We start from the raw sequence: 15,640 nt of genomic DNA, 5'->3' as shown, positions 1-15,640 counted from the left end.
ATCAGCGGATTTTTAGATATTTTCGGCAACTCACACAGTTAAAAATCAAGTCACCTTGCGTATTGGGGCGTAAAATAGCGCGCAAGCTGATTTGAGGTTCACTTTTTACTATGCAAGAGAGACACACGGAGCAGGACTATCGTGCCCTGCTGATTGCTGATACGCCCATTATTGATGTTCGCGCCCCTGTCGAGTTTGAGCAAGGCGCAATGCCCGCCGCTATTAATCTGCCGTTAATGAATAATGATGAACGCGCCGCAGTTGGCACCTGCTATAAACAGCAAGGCTCAGATGCAGCGCTGGCGCTGGGGCATAAACTGGTGGCGGGTGAAATTCGTCAGCAGCGCATGGATGCCTGGCGGGCAGCGTGCCTGCAAAATCCGCAAGGTATTCTCTGCTGCGCCCGTGGCGGCCAACGTTCGCATATTGTGCAACGCTGGCTGCATGAAGCGGGGATTGATTATCCGCTAGTGGAAGGCGGTTATAAGGCACTGCGCCAGACAGCGATTCAGGCGACCATTGAACTGGCACAAAAACCGATAGTGCTGATTGGCGGTTGTACCGGCTGCGGTAAAACGCTGTTAGTGCAACAACAGCCGAACGGTGTTGATCTGGAAGGGCTGGCGCGTCATCGCGGTTCGGCGTTTGGTCGCACGTTGCAACCGCAACTTAGCCAGGCGAGTTTTGAAAATCTGCTGGCTGCCGAAATGCTAAAAACCGACGCCCGTCAGGAGCTACGGCTGTGGGTGCTGGAAGATGAAAGCCGGATGATCGGTTCGAATCACCTGCCGGAATGCCTGCGCGAGCGAATGACTCAGGCGGCGATTGCGGTGGTAGAAGATCCGTTTGAGATCCGTCTTGAACGCCTGAACGAAGAGTATTTCTTGCGTATGCATCATGATTTTATCCATGCGTACGGCGACGAACAGGGCTGGCAGGAGTATTGCGAATACCTGCATCACGGACTTTCGGCGATTAAGCGTCGGCTGGGGCTACAACGCTATAACGAACTGGCTACAAGGCTGGATGCGGCGCTGACAACGCAACTCGCAACCGGTAGCACCGACGGTCATCTGGCCTGGCTGGTGCCGTTACTTGAAGAATATTACGACCCGATGTATCGCTATCAGCTTGAGAAAAAAGCGGAAAAAGTTGTCTTTCGCGGTGAGTGGGCAGAAGTGGCGGAGTGGGTTAAGGCGCAGTGATGAGCGGAATAATTCCTGCTTTATAAAGGTTGTTTAGCCGGATGTGTGATGTCACCATCCGGTTTAAGATTTTCTTTCTCTTAAATCAAACAATTGCTGCTCTTGTTTAATTTCAATCGTTGCTCTGAGAAAAATCTATAGCATCTATTACTCGCTGATTATTTTTATTGATTAATAAAAATTCTGCACAGTTTAATATCTCTTTAAGCTTGTGTTTACCGAGGGATCAGATAGCATAATTTCAAGATCTGCCACATGGTCTTTTGCGTTATTAGAAAGATCAAGGGAAAGGTAGCGTGTTTTTAATAAATCGATTGCATTGTCTGGGGCAACATGCAAAAGAATTTCGAATGCTTTTAAATGAAATATTTTACTCTTTACTAAAAACTCCAGTATTGAAATATTTTCAGGAGATAAACCCTGGTTAAATGCATTTTGCTTTACGTTATAACTTCTTATGTCATATCATAATTTATTATGTATATTTCTAAATTGTGTAAATGAGTCACTTAACATATTCTGATTTTCCTCGGTTTACTTTATAAGGCAGATGGTATTTATATATAAATCCCAGTTAATTCAGATAAATCACGTTTCATCTATTCTTCTGTTATCAGGTCTCATCATATGTATATTGTCAAATAGCAAAAATTTTAGTCGCAGGAATCATTAGCCTCCCATATTTGTCTGAAATCCTTTGACTCAATAGAATATTTTTCTTTTGAATAGTCCATACACTTATAAAAAATATCAAGGCAATATAATTTATAACATGCCCAACATACACTTCTGAGTCAGAATCTGTTTCGCGAACAGGAATCCCATTTCCAAGACACTATATTGCAAAAAAAAATCGAGATGCATCTCACAAAAATAGTCTACTACTAAAAATGTGATGAGATATAAATCACGAGATATATCCACCTTTTGAGTTAACAGTTACAGACGTTATAACCTTATCCTTTATCCAGATATCAACAAAAAAGTCCTTACCACAATAAAGACATTCACAATATCCTTCAGAGATAAAATCGTCCTTAAGTTTATTTCTGGTTATATTAATAAGTTTATCGCCAGGATTGTAATGTATTAAATTTCCAGATGGCACAAACATCTCAATTTCACACTGTCCTGACGTTCCACATCGAGGGCAAACGCACCATGCTTTCAATAAATCATAATTCGACATTATATTACCTTAATTTATTTCACATCAAGATCTCCCCCTTGTAAACCTCTACTAAACCTCCCTTCCCATAAAATACAAAGAGATGATTGTACTGTTAAACATACATTCACAAAACTCAGGGGAAGAAAAATGACCATCAGTCAAAAATAAAGATAGTTTGCTTAGGGCGAAATCTATTGAATCAAGCGACAAGTATAATTTTATTACTGTGAGTCCTGTATCAGGACATCATCTTCATTGGACGATTGTAAAAGTAGCAAATTTTTATACGCTACAGGTGATATGTTTTCCAGTCTGATAGGTTTGCTTGCTCCCGTCTCCAATAAACTATAAAGAGCACAAACCATCTCATGAGCATCATCTTTCTCAAAATGTAAATGAAAACCGCCCAGAGATTTATTAGCAATCATAATACGTTTCTAAAGTTGATTTGAAATTTTGCATTTCATGCTCATCAAAAAAATAAATATATTTTAACTACAAAGCAAACATCACAGCGCATAGCGGTTAATATTCTACCTTAACGACTTTCATTCCTCTTTCAATCATACCATTAATTAATTGATAATACTCTTTATCCCCTATATCTACTATTAGAACATGTCCGGTAAGTTCATTGATGAATAAATACTCAGGTTCCTCATCTGTACCAGCATTTGAAATAACCCAACCTGGATCAGTACCATCTATAAAAAACTCCCACTCTTTAAAATTAACACTCATTTAATCCTCCTTTTTATACTCGCAAGAAAAGGAGAGTATCGTTTCTAACTCTGAAATAAAAGTATGATAAAAGACAGGACCTGGCCTCATTGAATGTTATTTCTCAATTCTTGATAGTTTTTGCCGGATGCGGCTTGAACGCTTATCTGGCCTACACAATCTTGCAAAATCAATATATTGCACGATCTTCGTAGGCCAGATAAGACTTAGCGCATCAGGCAATCTAACACCTGTCATCACCCCGCAAACTGCCTGAACAGCGCCTTACCCTTAACCAGTCGCGCGCCCAGCCAGCCGCCACAAAGCGACAGCAGCAGCGCACCGCTACACGGCAACACAATCCACAATCGCCAGTCTGGCTCCCACGGGAAATCAAACACTTTTGATTGCAGTACCGCCAGCGCCGTTTCCGCACCGATTGCGGCCACCAGGCCGGATACAAACCCGAGCATGGCGAACTCACACCACAATGTCGTGCGCAGCAGCTTTTTCCCCGCACCGAGTGTGCGCCACACCACCAGCTCCTGATGACGCTGACGCATTCCCACCTGCACCTGCGCCAGCAACAGCAACATGCCGCAGGCGGTGACCAGCACCACCATCACTTCCAGCGCCCGACTTACCTGCTCCAGCACCTGACCGACCTGTTTTAAAATCGCACCAATGTCTAACAGGCTAATGGTCGGGAACTGGCGGTTGAGTTGCGTCAACATACCGTTGCCATTCTCCCAGCGGAAACTGGTTAGCCAGCTCTGCGGCTGCCCGTCTAATGCCCCTTCCGGGAAAATAAAATAGAAATTAGGCCGCAGACTTTCCCAGTCAACTTTGCGCAGGCTGGTCACTTTAGCGCGGAACTCCTGGGTATCGCCCATAAAAGTCACAGTATCGCCGAGGGCAACGTTTAAGCGTTTCGCCAGCCCCTCTTCCATCGACACTTCATCGGCTTTTGGCGGCCAGTTACCGGCGACAATCGGATTATGATCGGGCCGCGTATTTTGCCAGGTAAGATTGAGTTCGCGGTTAAGCGCCTCATCTTCATTGCCTTCTGTCGGCTTGTCGTTAATCGCCGTCAGCCGCGCCCGCACCACCGGATAAAACGATTCCGGGACTATTTGATGTTCCGCGAGGAACGCTTTTAGCGGCGTAACCTGTTCTGTGGCGATGTTGATTAAAAAGTAGTTCGGGCTTTCTGGCGGTAGCTGCTGTTGCCAGCGGTCGAGCAGATCGCCACGCAACACCAGCAACAGTGCCAGCAGCATAAAGGAGAGCGAAAATGCCGAAAGCTGGCTTAACGTTGACCACGGCTGACGTAACAGGCGGCTAACCGCCAGGCGCAGAGGTAGCGATTTCAGCGTCATGCGGCGAAGTACATTCAGCAGCATCCAGCCCAGCACACCGCACAGCAAAGCCAGTACTACCGCGCCCGCCAGCACCGCCCAGAGCAGCATACTGCCGCCCATTAATCCGGCGAGCAGCAGCACAACCACCACACTGACAATCGGCAGATAAAACTTCAGCGGCCAGACGTTCGCTACCACATCATTTCGTAATACGCGTAAAGGCTGCGTTGCCAGCAACAAGCGGTACGGTCGTAGCCCCACCAGCAGCGAGATGACCGTCATGGTGCCGAACGCCCACAACCACGGCCAGAGGCTGGCAGGAGGTAAAGCGGCAGGTAGCACTGGCTTGAGCAGCACCATCAACACGTTTTCGAACAACAGACCTATAGCCCCGCCGGTAACGGCTGAAAGTACCAGCACCATCAACCACTGACCGACAATTAACTTACGCAATTGCGCTCGCCCTGCTCCCAGCGTTTTGAGGATCGCCACCAAGTCGTAGCGACTGCGACAGTAATGATTCATCGCCACCGCGACCGCCGCCACCGCCAGCAGCAAGGTCAGAAGCGCCGAAAGCAGCAGGAACTGTTGCGAGCGTTCCATTGAGCGCCCCAGCGCGCCTTCGTCCTGTTCCAGACCGTACCAGCGTTGTTCGGGTTTAAGCTGGGGTAACAACCATTTCTCATAGCCGTCGAGCTGGTTCTCGCTGCCGCCGAATTTATAGCGCCAGGTGACCCGACTTCCCGGTTGCACGGCTCCGGTTTTATCGACATCCGTCAGATTCATCATCAGACGCGGGGCCATCTGGAAGGGGTTAAAACCGGAATCCGGTTCCTGAATCACTTCTCCGGCAATCCGCAAGGTGGCATCGCCCACGTCAATGGTGTCGCCCGTTTTCAGGTTAAGCAGTGCCATCAGGCGTGGGGCCAGCAATACGCTGCCCGCCTGCGGTTTCAGGCCAGGGGGATTAGTTTGCAGATCGCCATACATCGGGTAGATATCATCCACCGCTTTGACGTTCGCCAGTTGCGGCGTGTCGCCTGCAAAGGTCATGGTGGCGAAAGTCAGCTGCTTGCCGACTTTCAGGCCGCGCTTTTGCGCTTCCTCCAGCCATGCTTGCGGCACTTCGCGCGAACTGCGCAACGCCCGATCGCCCGCCATAAACTCACGGCTTTGCTGGCTTAAGCCCTTCTCCATGCGATCGCTGATATTGCCCAGCGCCAGCACGCAGGCCACCGCCAGGCTTAGCGCCAGCCAGACAATTAACAGCGACGGCGAGCGCCATTCGCGCCAGAACCAACGTGCAATCATGCTTCCTCCTGCAACTGCCCGTTAACCAGTCGTAAGCAGCGGTCGCAACGTGCCGCCAGTTGCAGGTCGTGAGTCACCATAATCAACGTGGTGCCATGCTCACGGTTGAGGGAAAACAGCAGGTCGGCAATTTTATCGCCTGTCTGGCGGTCAAGGTTACCGGTGGGTTCGTCGGCAAACAGCACATCTGGCCGACCATTAAAGGCACGCGCCAGCGCCACCCGTTGCTGTTCGCCACCGGAAAGCTGTGCCGGGAGATGATCAAGACGTTTGCCCAGCCCTAACTGTTCGAGCAAGGCTTTCGCCCCGTTACGACTTTCCACGCTACTTTCACCGCGCAGCAGCGCCGGAAGCTCGACGTTTTCCAGCGCGTTAAGGGTAGGAATTAACATAAATGACTGAAAAACAAAGCCTACGTGCTTCGCGCGCAACTTTGCCCGCGCTTCTTCGTCCATATTATGTAGCGGTTGTCCCACCAGATTTACTTCGCCACTGCTGCCGTCATCCAGCCCAGCGAGGATCGCCAGCAACGTTGACTTACCCGATCCCGACTCGCCCACCAGCGCGATGGTCTCGCCACGTTTGACAACCAGCTCAACTCCGGTGAGGATGGAGAGTTCATGCTCCCCCTGACCGACGGACTTCTTAAGATGATGAACTTCAACAATGTTTTCCGCTGGCATTTGCCCTTCCTGTTCCTGGTCCTGTTAACCTTCCGTGCCGCCGCAGCAGACACGTTATTGATTCTGGGTGATAGCCTGAGCGCCGGGTATCGAATGTCTGCCAGCGCGGCCTGGCCTGCCTTGTTGAATGATAAGTGGCAGAGTAAAACGTCGGTAGTTAATGCCAGCATCAGCGGCGACACCTCGCAACAAGGACTGGCGCGCCTTCCGGCTCTGCTGAAACAGCATCAGCCGCGCTGGGTGCTGGTAGAACTGGGCGGCAATGACGGTTTGCGTGGTTTTCAGCCACAGCAAACCGAGCAAACGCTGCGCCAGATTTTGCAGGATGTCAAAGCCGCCAACGCTGAACCATTGTTAATGCAAATACGTCTGCCTGCAAACTATGGTCGCCGTTATAATGAAGCCTTTAGCGCCATTTACCCCAAACTCGCCAAAGAGTTTGATGTTCCGCTGCTGCCCTTTTTTATGGAAGAGGTCTACCTCAAGCCACAATGGATGCAGGATGACGGTATTCATCCCAACCGCGACGCCCAGCCGTTTATTGCCGACTGGATGGCGAAGCAGTTGCAGCCTTTAGTAAATCATGACTCATAAAGCAACGGAGATCCTGACAGGTAAAGTTATGCAAAAATCGGTCTTAATTACCGGATGTTCCAGTGGAATTGGCCTGGAAAGCGCGCTCGAATTAAAACGCCAGGGTTTTCATGTGCTGGCAGGTTGCCGGAAACCGGATGATGTTGAGCGCATGAACAGCATGGGATTTACCGGCGTGTTGATCGATCTGGATTCACCAGAAAGTGTTGATCGCGCAGCCGACGAAGTGATCGCCCTGACCGATAATTGTCTGTATGGGATCTTTAACAATGCCGGATTCGGCATGTATGGCCCCCTTTCCACCATCAGCCGTGCGCAGATGGAACAGCAGTTTTCCGCCAACTTTTTCGGCGCACACCAGCTCACCATGCGCCTGTTACCGGCTATGTTGCCGCATGGTGAAGGGCGTATTGTAATGACCTCATCGGTGATGGGATTAATCTCCACGCCGGGTCGCGGCGCTTACGCGGCCAGTAAATATGCGCTGGAGGCGTGGTCAGACGCGCTGCGCATGGAGCTGCGCCACAGCGGAATTAAAGTCAGCCTGATTGAACCCGGTCCCATTCGTACTCGCTTCACCGACAACGTCAACCAGACGCAAAGTGATAAACCAGTCGAAAATCCCGGCATCGCCGCTCGCTTTACGTTGGGGCCGGAAGCAGTGGTCGACAAAGTACGCCATGCTTTTATTAGCGAGAAGCCGAAGATGCGCTATCCGGTAACGCTGGTGACCTGGGCAGTAATGGTGCTTAAGCGCCTGCTGCCGGGGCGCGTGATGGACAAAATATTGCAAGGGTGAGTTGAAGCGCGCGCTTAAGCCCCCATGTCAAAGAAAATATCGACAACAGAGAGCGACTCCATGTCCGTAGAAAATATTGTCAACATTAACGAATCTAATCTGCAACAGGTTCTTGAACAGTCGATGACCACACCGGTGCTGTTCTATTTTTGGTCTGAACGTAGCCAGCACTGTTTGCAGTTAACCCCAATTCTGGAAAGCCTCGCGGCTCAGTACAACGGGCAATTTATTCTGGCGAAGCTGGACTGCGACGCGGAGCAGATGATTGCCGCCCAGTTTGGTCTGCGCGCGATTCCGACCGTGTATCTGTTCCAGAACGGGCAACCGGTAGACGGCTTCCAGGGGCCGCAACCGGAAGAGGCGATCCGCGCCCTGCTGGATAAAGTGCTGCCGCGCGAAGAAGAACTGAAAGCGCAGCAGGCGATGCAGCTGATGCAGGAAGGCAATTACACCGACGCCCTGCCATTGCTGAAAGACGCCTGGCAGCTGTCGAATCAGAACGGGGAGATCGGCCTGCTGCTGGCAGAAACGCTGATTGCGCTGAACCGTTCTGAAGATGCAGAAGCCGTGCTGAAAACCATTCCTTTGCAGGATCAGGACACCCGCTACCAGGGGCTGGTGGCGCAAATTGAACTGCTGAAGCAGGCGGCAGATACACCGGAAATTCAACAGCTACAACAGCAGGTAGCGGAGAATCCAGAAGATGCCGCACTGGCGACGCAACTGGCACTGCAACTGCATCAGGTTGGGCGCAATGAAGAGGCGCTGGAGTTGCTGTTTGGGCATCTGCGTAAAGATCTCACCGCCGCAGACGGTCAGACACGTAAAACGTTCCAGGAGATCCTTGCTGCGCTGGGTACAGGTGATGCACTTGCGTCGAAGTATCGCCGCCAGCTGTATGCGTTGTTGTATTGATTTTCCGTTGAAATGCGATGTGCTGGTTTGTAGGCCTGATAAGACGCGCCAGCGTCGCATCAGGCATCCGCGCATAGCCGCCGGATGCGGCGTGAACGCCTTATCCGGCCTACCAAACCGTGCTAATTCAATACATTGCAGGTGCCATGTAGGTCTGATAAGACGCATCCGGCATCGCATTATTTCTTCTTCAATTGCGTCACCACCAACTGGTGGCGCGAATTATAAAACTTACGATAGGTTAAATAGCAGGCAATAATGGTCGACAAGCTGGCGGTTGAGAGCAGCATAAAGGTCACCATAATCTGATATTTAATCGCCTTCACCGGATCAATCCCGGCAAATATCAGCCCGGACATCATTCCCGGTAAACTCACTAAGCCAACCGTTTTTGCTGAATCGACCGTCGGAATTAAAGCCGCGCGAATACTGTCGCGAATCAATATCGCTGAAGCCTGTTTCGGCGTCGCGCCAAGACTCAGTTTCTCCTGAATCTGTTGTTGTTCGCTAATGACCCGTTGCCCTAAATTGTTGTAACACAGCCCTACCGCCACCATCGCGTTACCAGCAATCATCCCGGCAATAGGAATCACCTGCATCGGGATAAACTCAATCGACCCTGAGAGAATCAGCACCGCCAGGGTAATTCCCGCCCCGACCGTAATGGCAATAAACGATGAGATAAAAGCTTTAGCAATATATTTACTGCGTTTTTGCGCATTCCACGCCGCATTAAAGCAGATAAATAACACCATCAATAATGTCAGGCTGGCATCATCCACGCTGAAAATATACTTCAGCACATAGCCGACAATAATCAGCTGAATTATCGCCCGCCCGACGCTCCAGAGAATATCTTTCTCCAGCGCCAGTTTTTCTTTATGGCTAATTAAGATTGCTACCACCACCAGCATTAATGCCAGTGCCAATGATTCGTTAGTAATATTATGCGAGTTCATAGCGTGCTTCCTGCATTTCTCCGGCATGCGGTTGCAGTGTAATCACTTTATCCGCATGATTAATTTCGTCTTTATCGTGTGTCACCCACAGCACGGCAATATTTTGCTCGCGCACATAACGGTGGATCATCTCATTAACATTATGTTTATTACTTTCATCAAGCGCACTGGTGATTTCATCCAGCAATAAAACCTTTGGCATAAATTGCAGGTTACGAATCAATGAGATGCGTTGTTTTTCACCACCAGATAGCTCGGCGATATTCTTTGTCAAAATGGTGTCCGGCAAGGCGAAGCATTCGAGGAAATCGAGAAAAATGGCCGGGTCAGGCTGCTGGTTACGGATCTGCCAGGGAAAAATCAGGTTATCGTATACCGTATCGCCAAACAGCGCGGGGGTCTGAGCACAGTAGGATACTTGCTGGCGATACTCTTCTGGTTTCAGAAGGGAGATATCTTCGCCTGCAAACAGCAACGTTCCACTGGTCGGACTGATTAATGAAGCAACAATTTTTAATAGCGTACTTTTACCGCAACCGGAAGGACCGGTTATTAACTTAAATTCACCAGCACGCAATGAAAAACTGATGTTATTGAGAATTTTTGCCCCACCTGCCAGATATCCAACATTTTGCAGTTGAAGCAAAGGACTATTTTCCTGCATGACATTTCCCTTTTTCTCATTTTTAACACAAATAGTGTATCCCCCGAAGGATTGTGGGGGAACTATCATTTATTAATCAGGTATAATTTAGCTGAGCAGACAACAATCGCTTTTATTATGGACGGTACAACAGGAGGTTTTTTCGATGTTTATCTTTATTCCCATTCTCATTTTTGTCGCGCTGGTCATTGTTGGCGCGGGTGTCAAAATCGTACCGCAGGGATATCAGTGGACAGTAGAACGTTTTGGTCGCTATACCAAAACGTTACAGCCGGGGCTCAGTCTGGTGGTGCCGTTTATGGATCGCATTGGTCGTAAGATCAATATGATGGAGCAAGTGCTCGATATCCCTTCTCAGGAAGTTATCTCGAAAGATAACGCCAACGTTACTATCGACGCCGTGTGCTTTATTCAGGTGATTGACGCGCCGCGCGCGGCTTATGAGGTCAGCAATCTGGAGCTGGCGATCATCAACCTGACCATGACTAACATCCGTACCGTGCTGGGTTCAATGGAACTCGATGAAATGCTCTCCCAGCGCGACAGCATCAACTCACGTCTGCTACGTATTGTCGATGAGGCCACCAACCCGTGGGGGATTAAAGTCACCCGTATTGAAATTCGCGACGTACGCCCGCCCGCAGAGCTTATCTCTTCAATGAACGCGCAGATGAAAGCGGAACGTACTAAACGCGCTTACATCCTTGAAGCTGAAGGGATCCGTCAGGCGGAAATTCTCAAAGCGGAAGGTGAGAAACAGTCACAAATCCTGAAAGCGGAAGGCGAACGTCAGTCGGCATTTTTGCAAGCTGAAGCGCGTGAACGTTCCGCTGAAGCAGAAGCCCGTGCTACCCAAATGGTGTCGGAAGCCATCGCCTCTGGTGATATTCAGGCAGTGAACTACTTCGTAGCACAGAAATATACCGAAGCGTTGCAGCAGATCGGTTCTTCCAGTAACAGCAAAGTAGTAATGATGCCATTAGAGGCCAGCAGCCTGATGGGGTCGATTGCCGGGATTGCTGAACTGGTGAAAGACAGCGCGAACGAGCGAAATAAATCATGATCGAGATGATAGCTATCCATCCGCATATTTTTTGGCTAAGTCTCGGCGGTTTGTTGCTGGCTGCCGAGATGCTGGGCGGCAATGGTTATCTGTTGTGGAGCGGTGTCGCGGCAGTGATTACTGGCCTGGTGGTCTGGTTGCTGCCGCTGGGCTGGGAATGGCAAGGGGTGATGTTTGCCATCCTGACGCTGCTCGCCGCCTGGCTGTGGTGGAAATGGTTGTCGCGACGGGTTCGCGAACAAAAGCACAGCGACAGTCATCTTAACCAGCGCGGGCAGCAGCTGATTGGCCGACGTTTTGTGCTGGAATCACCGCTGGTCAATGGGCGCGGTCATATGCGCGTCGGCGACAGTTCCTGGCCCGTCAGCGCCAGCGAGGATTTAGCCGCAGGTACGCATGTTGAGGTGATTGCGATAGAAGGGATAACCCTACATATTCGAGCCGTCTCGTCTTAATCACCCTGCCCGATGATGACAGCAGCCAGAGAGATTTTCGATAATCGGGCAATCGGCGCTGTCATCGCCAGGGCAGGCATTCGCCAGTGCCAGCAGCTGGTCGCGCATAGATTGCAGCTCCTCAATATGCCGTTCGATCTCCGCCACCTTTTCCAGCGTGCGCCGTTTAACGTCGGCGCTGTGACGCTGCGGATCGTTAAACAGATTCACCAGTTCGCCGCTCTCTTCCAGGTTAAAGCCCACCTGGCGTGCCTGGCGCAGTAAGGTCAGTTCGTTGAGATGCTGCTGCGTGTATGTGCGATAACCGTTTTCGCTACGCATCGGCGGTGTCACCAGTCCCTTCTCTTCATAGAAGCGAATGGCTTTGCTGGTCAGGCCGGTAATTTTTGCCACATCGCTAATGTTCATCGTTCGCGCAACGCCTCCTGTGCTTTGTTAAAGGGTTTCAACAGATAATCCAGCACGCTTTTTTTGCCGGTGCGGATATCGACCGTCGCCACCATGCCGGGAAATATCGGAAACTGCTGTTTATGTTTATTTTCCAGATGGTTGCTGAAAGTGCGAATGTACACCCGATAGTAATAAACATCGCGTCGCACTTCATCCTGCACGGTGTCTGGTGATATCACCGCCACTTCCCCCGGCAGGCCGCCGTAGATGGAGTAGTCGTAAGCGGTTATTTTCACCAGCGATTTTTGCCCCGGATGGATAAACGCCACATCGCGGGGGGAGATTTTTGCCTCGATCAACAGTTGCTCATCCAGCGGCACGATAGTCATAAGTTTACCACCAGGGGCGATGACGCCGCCAACCGTGGTGACGTCAATGTCCTGAACAATGCCTCGCACCGGCGCGGTAAAGTTGAGCCGGGTGAGAGAATCTTCCCGCCCGCGGATCACCGAACGCTGGGTTTCCACTTCCGCATTGGCTTTCGCTAACTCTTCGCGCGCCTGTACGTAGTATTGCGTACGCACGTCGCTAAGTTTGTTTTCCAGTTCATTGGCCTGGCGTTGCAGGCGCAGCACTTCAACGCTGCTCGCCGCCCCCTGTTTCACCAGCGGCTGGGTCATCGCCAGTTCGCGGTTGACCAGGCTAATCCCCTGCGTCAGCCCGGTGGTGGCTTTGTTCAGCCCATCGCGGCGAGTGTTATATAACGCCGTTTCCGACTCGATAAGTTCGGGGAATTTATTCAGTTCATCAGGGAAGACCAGCGGTTTATTACTCACTTCCGCCCGCAGCCGCGCCGAGGTTGCCAGCGCCGCATACAGCCGCGACATTGCTTCCTGGACGTCGGATTCCGTTTTGGTGCGGTTAAGCTGCGCCAGCGGCTGGCCCTGTTCAACAATATCGCCAACCTTGACGTCGAGATGATACAGAATTCCGCCTTCCAGCGACTGCACCACCTGTTCGCGCCCGGAAGGTTCTACCGTGCCGCTGCCGGTAGTGACTTCATCAAGCTGGAAATACCACGCCCAGCCGAGAAAACAGAGCAGCATCACAGCGGTAACGCGTACCGCCAGCGCCGAACGCGGCAGGCGGGGTTCGGTCAGGCCACGATTGTATTGCAGTTGTCCGTTCATGCGGCAGACCCCTTATTCTTCTCCTGCAACACCACCCGTCGCGCCGTGGGTTCGCCCTGTTCACGCAAAATGGCCTCTTTCGCGCCATCCATCACAATCCGCCCCTGATCCATTACGATAATGCGGTCCACCAGTTGCAGCATTGCCATGCGGTGAGTGGCGATGACCAGCGTGCGATGCCCAATCCACTGTTTCAGTTGTTCAATTAAATACGCTTCCGCCATTTCGTCCAGCGAGGCGCTGGGTTCATCGAGCAGCACGATATTGGGTTGAGAGATGAGTAGCCGCGCCAGCAGCAGCGTTTGCCGCTGGCCGCCAGAAAGACCAAATCCCCCTTCCTGAATCATGTAGTTAAGGCCGTTTTTCTGCTTCTGCACAAAGGGCAGCGCCCCGCTGAGGGTTAACGCGCGTTCGATATCTTCATCGCTGGCTTCCGGCATCCCCATGGTGAGGTTTTCCCGCAGCGAACCGAAGAACAGTCGCCCGGTCTGGCTGAGCAGCCCCATGTCGCGGCGCAAATCTGCCGGATCAAGCTGCCCGATGCTGATGTTATCCAGCAGCACCTGCCCCTGCTGGGCGATACGCATTCCGGCGAGCATTTGCAGTAGCGTTGATTTACCCGCGCCGTTGCGCCCGAGAATGGCGATTTTCTCTCCGGCCTGAATGTTGAGTTTGCCGATCGCCACATCGGCAATCTTCTCTTCTTCGTCGTAATAAAACACCGCGTTGCTGAACTGATAATTGCCGTGCAGCACTGCTTTATGCACCAGTTTGCCGTGCTCCGGCTGATCCACTGGGCGCTTCATCAGTTCATCGAGGCCATTACGCGCCACCTTCGCCTGCTGCCAGCGCGAGAGCACGCCGGATATCTGCGACAGCGGCGCGATGGTGCGCGAAGCCAGAATCGTCGTTCCGACCAGCGCGCCGGTGGTCATGTCGCCGCTCATCACCATAAAGCAGCCCACCAACAGCACCACCACATAGACGATGGATTGCACTTCCTGCGTCCAGGTGAGCAGCAGCCCGGTGAGAAAACGTTGCTTCATACTGATGGACGAGGCCACGTCGTTGGTGTGATTCCACTGATTCTGGAAACGCTGTTCAGCACGCAGCAGTTTAATATCTTCAATCGACTGCACGGCCTCGACAAGCGTAGCGTTGCGCACTGCCGATTCGCGCATCCCTTCGTTCGCCAGCCGCGCCAGCGGGCGTTGCACCAGCAGGCCGGGGATCACCAGCAACGGCAGCGCCAGCAAAACAACCAGCACCAGCCAGCCGCCGATCATCCACAGAATAAAAACAAACAGCAGGAAGAATGGCAGATCCGCTACCGCGCCAATGGTGGTGGAGGTGATCAGCTCCCGCACCGATTCCAGTTCGCGGATCTGTGAGATAAACGATCCGGTGGATTTCGATCGCACGTTATTTTTCAGCCGTAATGCGTGACCAAACACGCGATCCGAAATACGCAGATCTGCCCGCTTACCAATCACATCGGAAAGGTGCGTGCGCACCATTCGCATACAGAACTCAAACAGGATCGCCATCATCACCCCGGCGAACAGCACCCATAGCGTCGGGTAGGACTGCGCCGGAACAACGCGGTCGTAAACCTGCATCGAGAAAATCATCGCCGCCAGCGCCAGCACGTTCGCCACCAGTGAGGCCAGCATAATATCGCCGTAACGCCGCCAGTCTTTTAGCGAAAGATTCCAGAACCAGTTCGCCTGATACGGGCGAATGTAGTCATCCACCCGCGCATCGGGAATTGCGCTGAGCGGGCGCAGTAGTGCCAGTTCAACGATTTTGTCTTCTATATCCGTGACGTTTAATGTGGTTTCCAGCCCTTCGTCACCGCTGAACTGAACGCTGATATTGTCGTGATTGTCGCGGCGGGTGATCACGCCAATCTGTTGATTATCAAACACCGCGATCAGCGGCAGCCGCCACGGGTTAAGCGAGTCGGCGGAAAATTCCACCAGCCGCAGCCCCATCCCTAACTGCCGCGCCATATCAGTGAGTAACTCTTCCCGTTTGCTGTCGCGCTCCCAGTTGACGGTCGCGCGCACATTCTCCTGGGAAAAATCGAGGCGGTAATAGCGCGCCACGGCGATCATCGCCTCCAGCCAGGCTTCCACGGACTGGGCATTTTTTTTCATT

The 15,640-nt window shown here is 51.5% G+C and carries 14 protein-coding genes; 6 read left to right on the top strand and 8 right to left on the bottom strand.

The features are described from left to right. Positions 1 to 110 precede the first annotated feature (110 nt). Positions 111 to 1,205 carry a tRNA 2-selenouridine(34) synthase MnmH gene (gene mnmH, locus EFER_RS02920; protein WP_001158011.1) on the top strand — a complete coding sequence of 365 codons (1,095 nt, stop codon included), beginning with the start codon at positions 111 to 113 and terminating at the stop codon, positions 1,203 to 1,205. Between the two features lie 1,696 nt (positions 1,206 to 2,901). Here the strand turns inward: mnmH and EFER_RS02915 are convergent. From EFER_RS02915 to ybbA, 3 genes are all read right to left on the bottom strand, one after another. Further along, positions 2,902 to 3,117, bottom strand: a complete 216-nt coding sequence (locus tag EFER_RS02915; RefSeq protein WP_000115620.1) for a hypothetical protein — start codon at positions 3,115 to 3,117, stop codon at positions 2,902 to 2,904. A gap of 236 nt (positions 3,118 to 3,353) precedes the next feature. Further along, entirely contained in the window at positions 3,354 to 5,768 is a 2,415-nt protein-coding gene (ybbP, locus tag EFER_RS02910; protein WP_000561906.1) for a putative ABC transporter permease subunit YbbP, read from the bottom strand. Next, a complete protein-coding gene (ybbA, locus tag EFER_RS02905; protein ID WP_001110563.1) occupies positions 5,765 to 6,451 on the bottom strand; it encodes a putative ABC transporter ATP-binding protein YbbA in 687 nt (228 codons plus the stop codon). Before ybbA ends, ybbP begins: the two co-directional genes overlap by 4 nt. Between ybbA and tesA the strand changes: the two genes are divergently transcribed. From tesA to cnoX, 3 genes are read left to right on the top strand one after another with little or no spacing between them, the layout of a single operon-like run. Continuing rightward, positions 6,422 to 7,045, top strand: coding sequence for a multifunctional acyl-CoA thioesterase I/protease I/lysophospholipase L1 (gene tesA, locus EFER_RS02900; protein WP_001295836.1), 624 nt, complete (start codon positions 6,422 to 6,424; stop codon positions 7,043 to 7,045). The genes ybbA and tesA overlap by 30 nt on opposite strands. Continuing rightward, entirely contained in the window at positions 7,035 to 7,844 is an 810-nt protein-coding gene (gene ybbO, locus EFER_RS02895) for an NADP(+)-dependent aldehyde reductase (RefSeq protein ID WP_000148959.1), read from the top strand. Before tesA ends, ybbO begins: the two co-directional genes overlap by 11 nt. Positions 7,845 to 7,904: 60 nt before the next feature. Continuing rightward, entirely contained in the window at positions 7,905 to 8,759 is an 855-nt protein-coding gene (cnoX, locus tag EFER_RS02890; RefSeq protein ID WP_001295322.1) for a chaperedoxin, read from the top strand. A gap of 179 nt (positions 8,760 to 8,938) precedes the next feature. Here the strand turns inward: cnoX and fetB are convergent, their stop codons facing one another. Then, on the bottom strand, positions 8,939 to 9,718 hold the full coding sequence (gene fetB, locus EFER_RS02885; RefSeq protein ID WP_001295323.1) for an iron efflux ABC transporter permease subunit FetB: 780 nt from the start codon (positions 9,716 to 9,718) through the stop codon (positions 8,939 to 8,941). After that, positions 9,705 to 10,382: an iron efflux ABC transporter ATP-binding subunit FetA gene (gene fetA / locus EFER_RS02880; RefSeq protein ID WP_012599925.1), complete on the bottom strand. Its 678-nt coding sequence runs from the start codon at positions 10,380 to 10,382 to the stop codon at positions 9,705 to 9,707. Before fetA ends, fetB begins: the two co-directional genes overlap by 14 nt. A gap of 145 nt (positions 10,383 to 10,527) precedes the next feature. Between fetA and EFER_RS02875 the strand changes: the two genes are divergently transcribed. Beyond that, positions 10,528 to 11,445, top strand: coding sequence for an SPFH domain-containing protein (locus EFER_RS02875; protein WP_000469524.1), 918 nt, complete (start codon positions 10,528 to 10,530; stop codon positions 11,443 to 11,445). Then, a complete protein-coding gene (locus tag EFER_RS02870) occupies positions 11,442 to 11,900 on the top strand; it encodes an NfeD family protein (protein WP_000571816.1) in 459 nt (152 codons plus the stop codon). The genes EFER_RS02875 and EFER_RS02870 overlap by 4 nt, the downstream gene beginning before the upstream one ends. On the opposite strand, the gene cueR is transcribed toward EFER_RS02870, so the two are convergent. Genes cueR through EFER_RS02855 form a run of 3 tightly spaced genes read right to left on the bottom strand, consistent with a single transcriptional unit; the run spans position 11,901 to position 15,639 of the window. Further along, a complete protein-coding gene (gene cueR / locus EFER_RS02865) occupies positions 11,901 to 12,308 on the bottom strand; it encodes a Cu(I)-responsive transcriptional regulator (protein WP_001026747.1) in 408 nt (135 codons plus the stop codon). It lies immediately after the preceding gene. After that, positions 12,305 to 13,480, bottom strand: a complete 1,176-nt coding sequence (locus EFER_RS02860) for an HlyD family type I secretion periplasmic adaptor subunit (RefSeq protein ID WP_001014326.1) — start codon at positions 13,478 to 13,480, stop codon at positions 12,305 to 12,307. The genes cueR and EFER_RS02860 overlap by 4 nt, the downstream gene beginning before the upstream one ends. Further along, the gene (locus tag EFER_RS02855) at positions 13,477 to 15,639 is read right to left on the bottom strand and encodes a type I secretion system permease/ATPase (RefSeq protein WP_000739062.1); all 2,163 of its coding nucleotides are present in this window, start codon (positions 15,637 to 15,639) and stop codon (positions 13,477 to 13,479) included. Before EFER_RS02855 ends, EFER_RS02860 begins: the two co-directional genes overlap by 4 nt. Position 15,640 lies beyond the last annotated feature (1 nt).

Origin of the sequence: Escherichia fergusonii ATCC 35469 (assembly GCF_000026225.1) — a bacterium.
Classification (GTDB): Bacteria; Pseudomonadota; Gammaproteobacteria; order Enterobacterales; family Enterobacteriaceae; genus Escherichia; species Escherichia fergusonii.
This window is presented reverse-complemented; position numbering and strand designations above follow the sequence as displayed.

Bases quoted from the DNA above. Each gene is read 5' to 3' on its own strand.
- mnmH (WP_001158011.1), top strand. From the start codon at position 111: ATGCAAGAGAGACACACGGAGCAGGACTATCGTGCCCTGCTGATTGCT.
- EFER_RS02915 (WP_000115620.1), bottom strand. From the start codon at position 3,117: ATGAGTGTTAATTTTAAAGAGTGGGAGTTTTTTATAGATGGTACTGAT.
- ybbP (WP_000561906.1), bottom strand. From the start codon at position 5,768: ATGATTGCACGTTGGTTCTGGCGCGAATGGCGCTCGCCGTCGCTGTTA.
- tesA (WP_001295836.1), top strand. From the start codon at position 6,422: ATGAACTTCAACAATGTTTTCCGCTGGCATTTGCCCTTCCTGTTCCTG.
- ybbA (WP_001110563.1), bottom strand. From the start codon at position 6,451: ATGCCAGCGGAAAACATTGTTGAAGTTCATCATCTTAAGAAGTCCGTC.
- ybbO (WP_000148959.1), top strand. From the start codon at position 7,035: ATGACTCATAAAGCAACGGAGATCCTGACAGGTAAAGTTATGCAAAAA.
- cnoX (WP_001295322.1), top strand. From the start codon at position 7,905: ATGTCCGTAGAAAATATTGTCAACATTAACGAATCTAATCTGCAACAG.
- fetB (WP_001295323.1), bottom strand. From the start codon at position 9,718: ATGAACTCGCATAATATTACTAACGAATCATTGGCACTGGCATTAATG.
- fetA (WP_012599925.1), bottom strand. From the start codon at position 10,382: ATGCAGGAAAATAGTCCTTTGCTTCAACTGCAAAATGTTGGATATCTG.
- EFER_RS02875 (WP_000469524.1), top strand. From the start codon at position 10,528: ATGTTTATCTTTATTCCCATTCTCATTTTTGTCGCGCTGGTCATTGTT.
- EFER_RS02870 (WP_000571816.1), top strand. From the start codon at position 11,442: ATGATCGAGATGATAGCTATCCATCCGCATATTTTTTGGCTAAGTCTC.
- cueR (WP_001026747.1), bottom strand. From the start codon at position 12,308: ATGAACATTAGCGATGTGGCAAAAATTACCGGCCTGACCAGCAAAGCC.
- EFER_RS02860 (WP_001014326.1), bottom strand. From the start codon at position 13,480: ATGAACGGACAACTGCAATACAATCGTGGCCTGACCGAACCCCGCCTG.
- EFER_RS02855 (WP_000739062.1), bottom strand. From the start codon at position 15,639: ATGAAAAAAAATGCCCAGTCCGTGGAAGCCTGGCTGGAGGCGATGATC.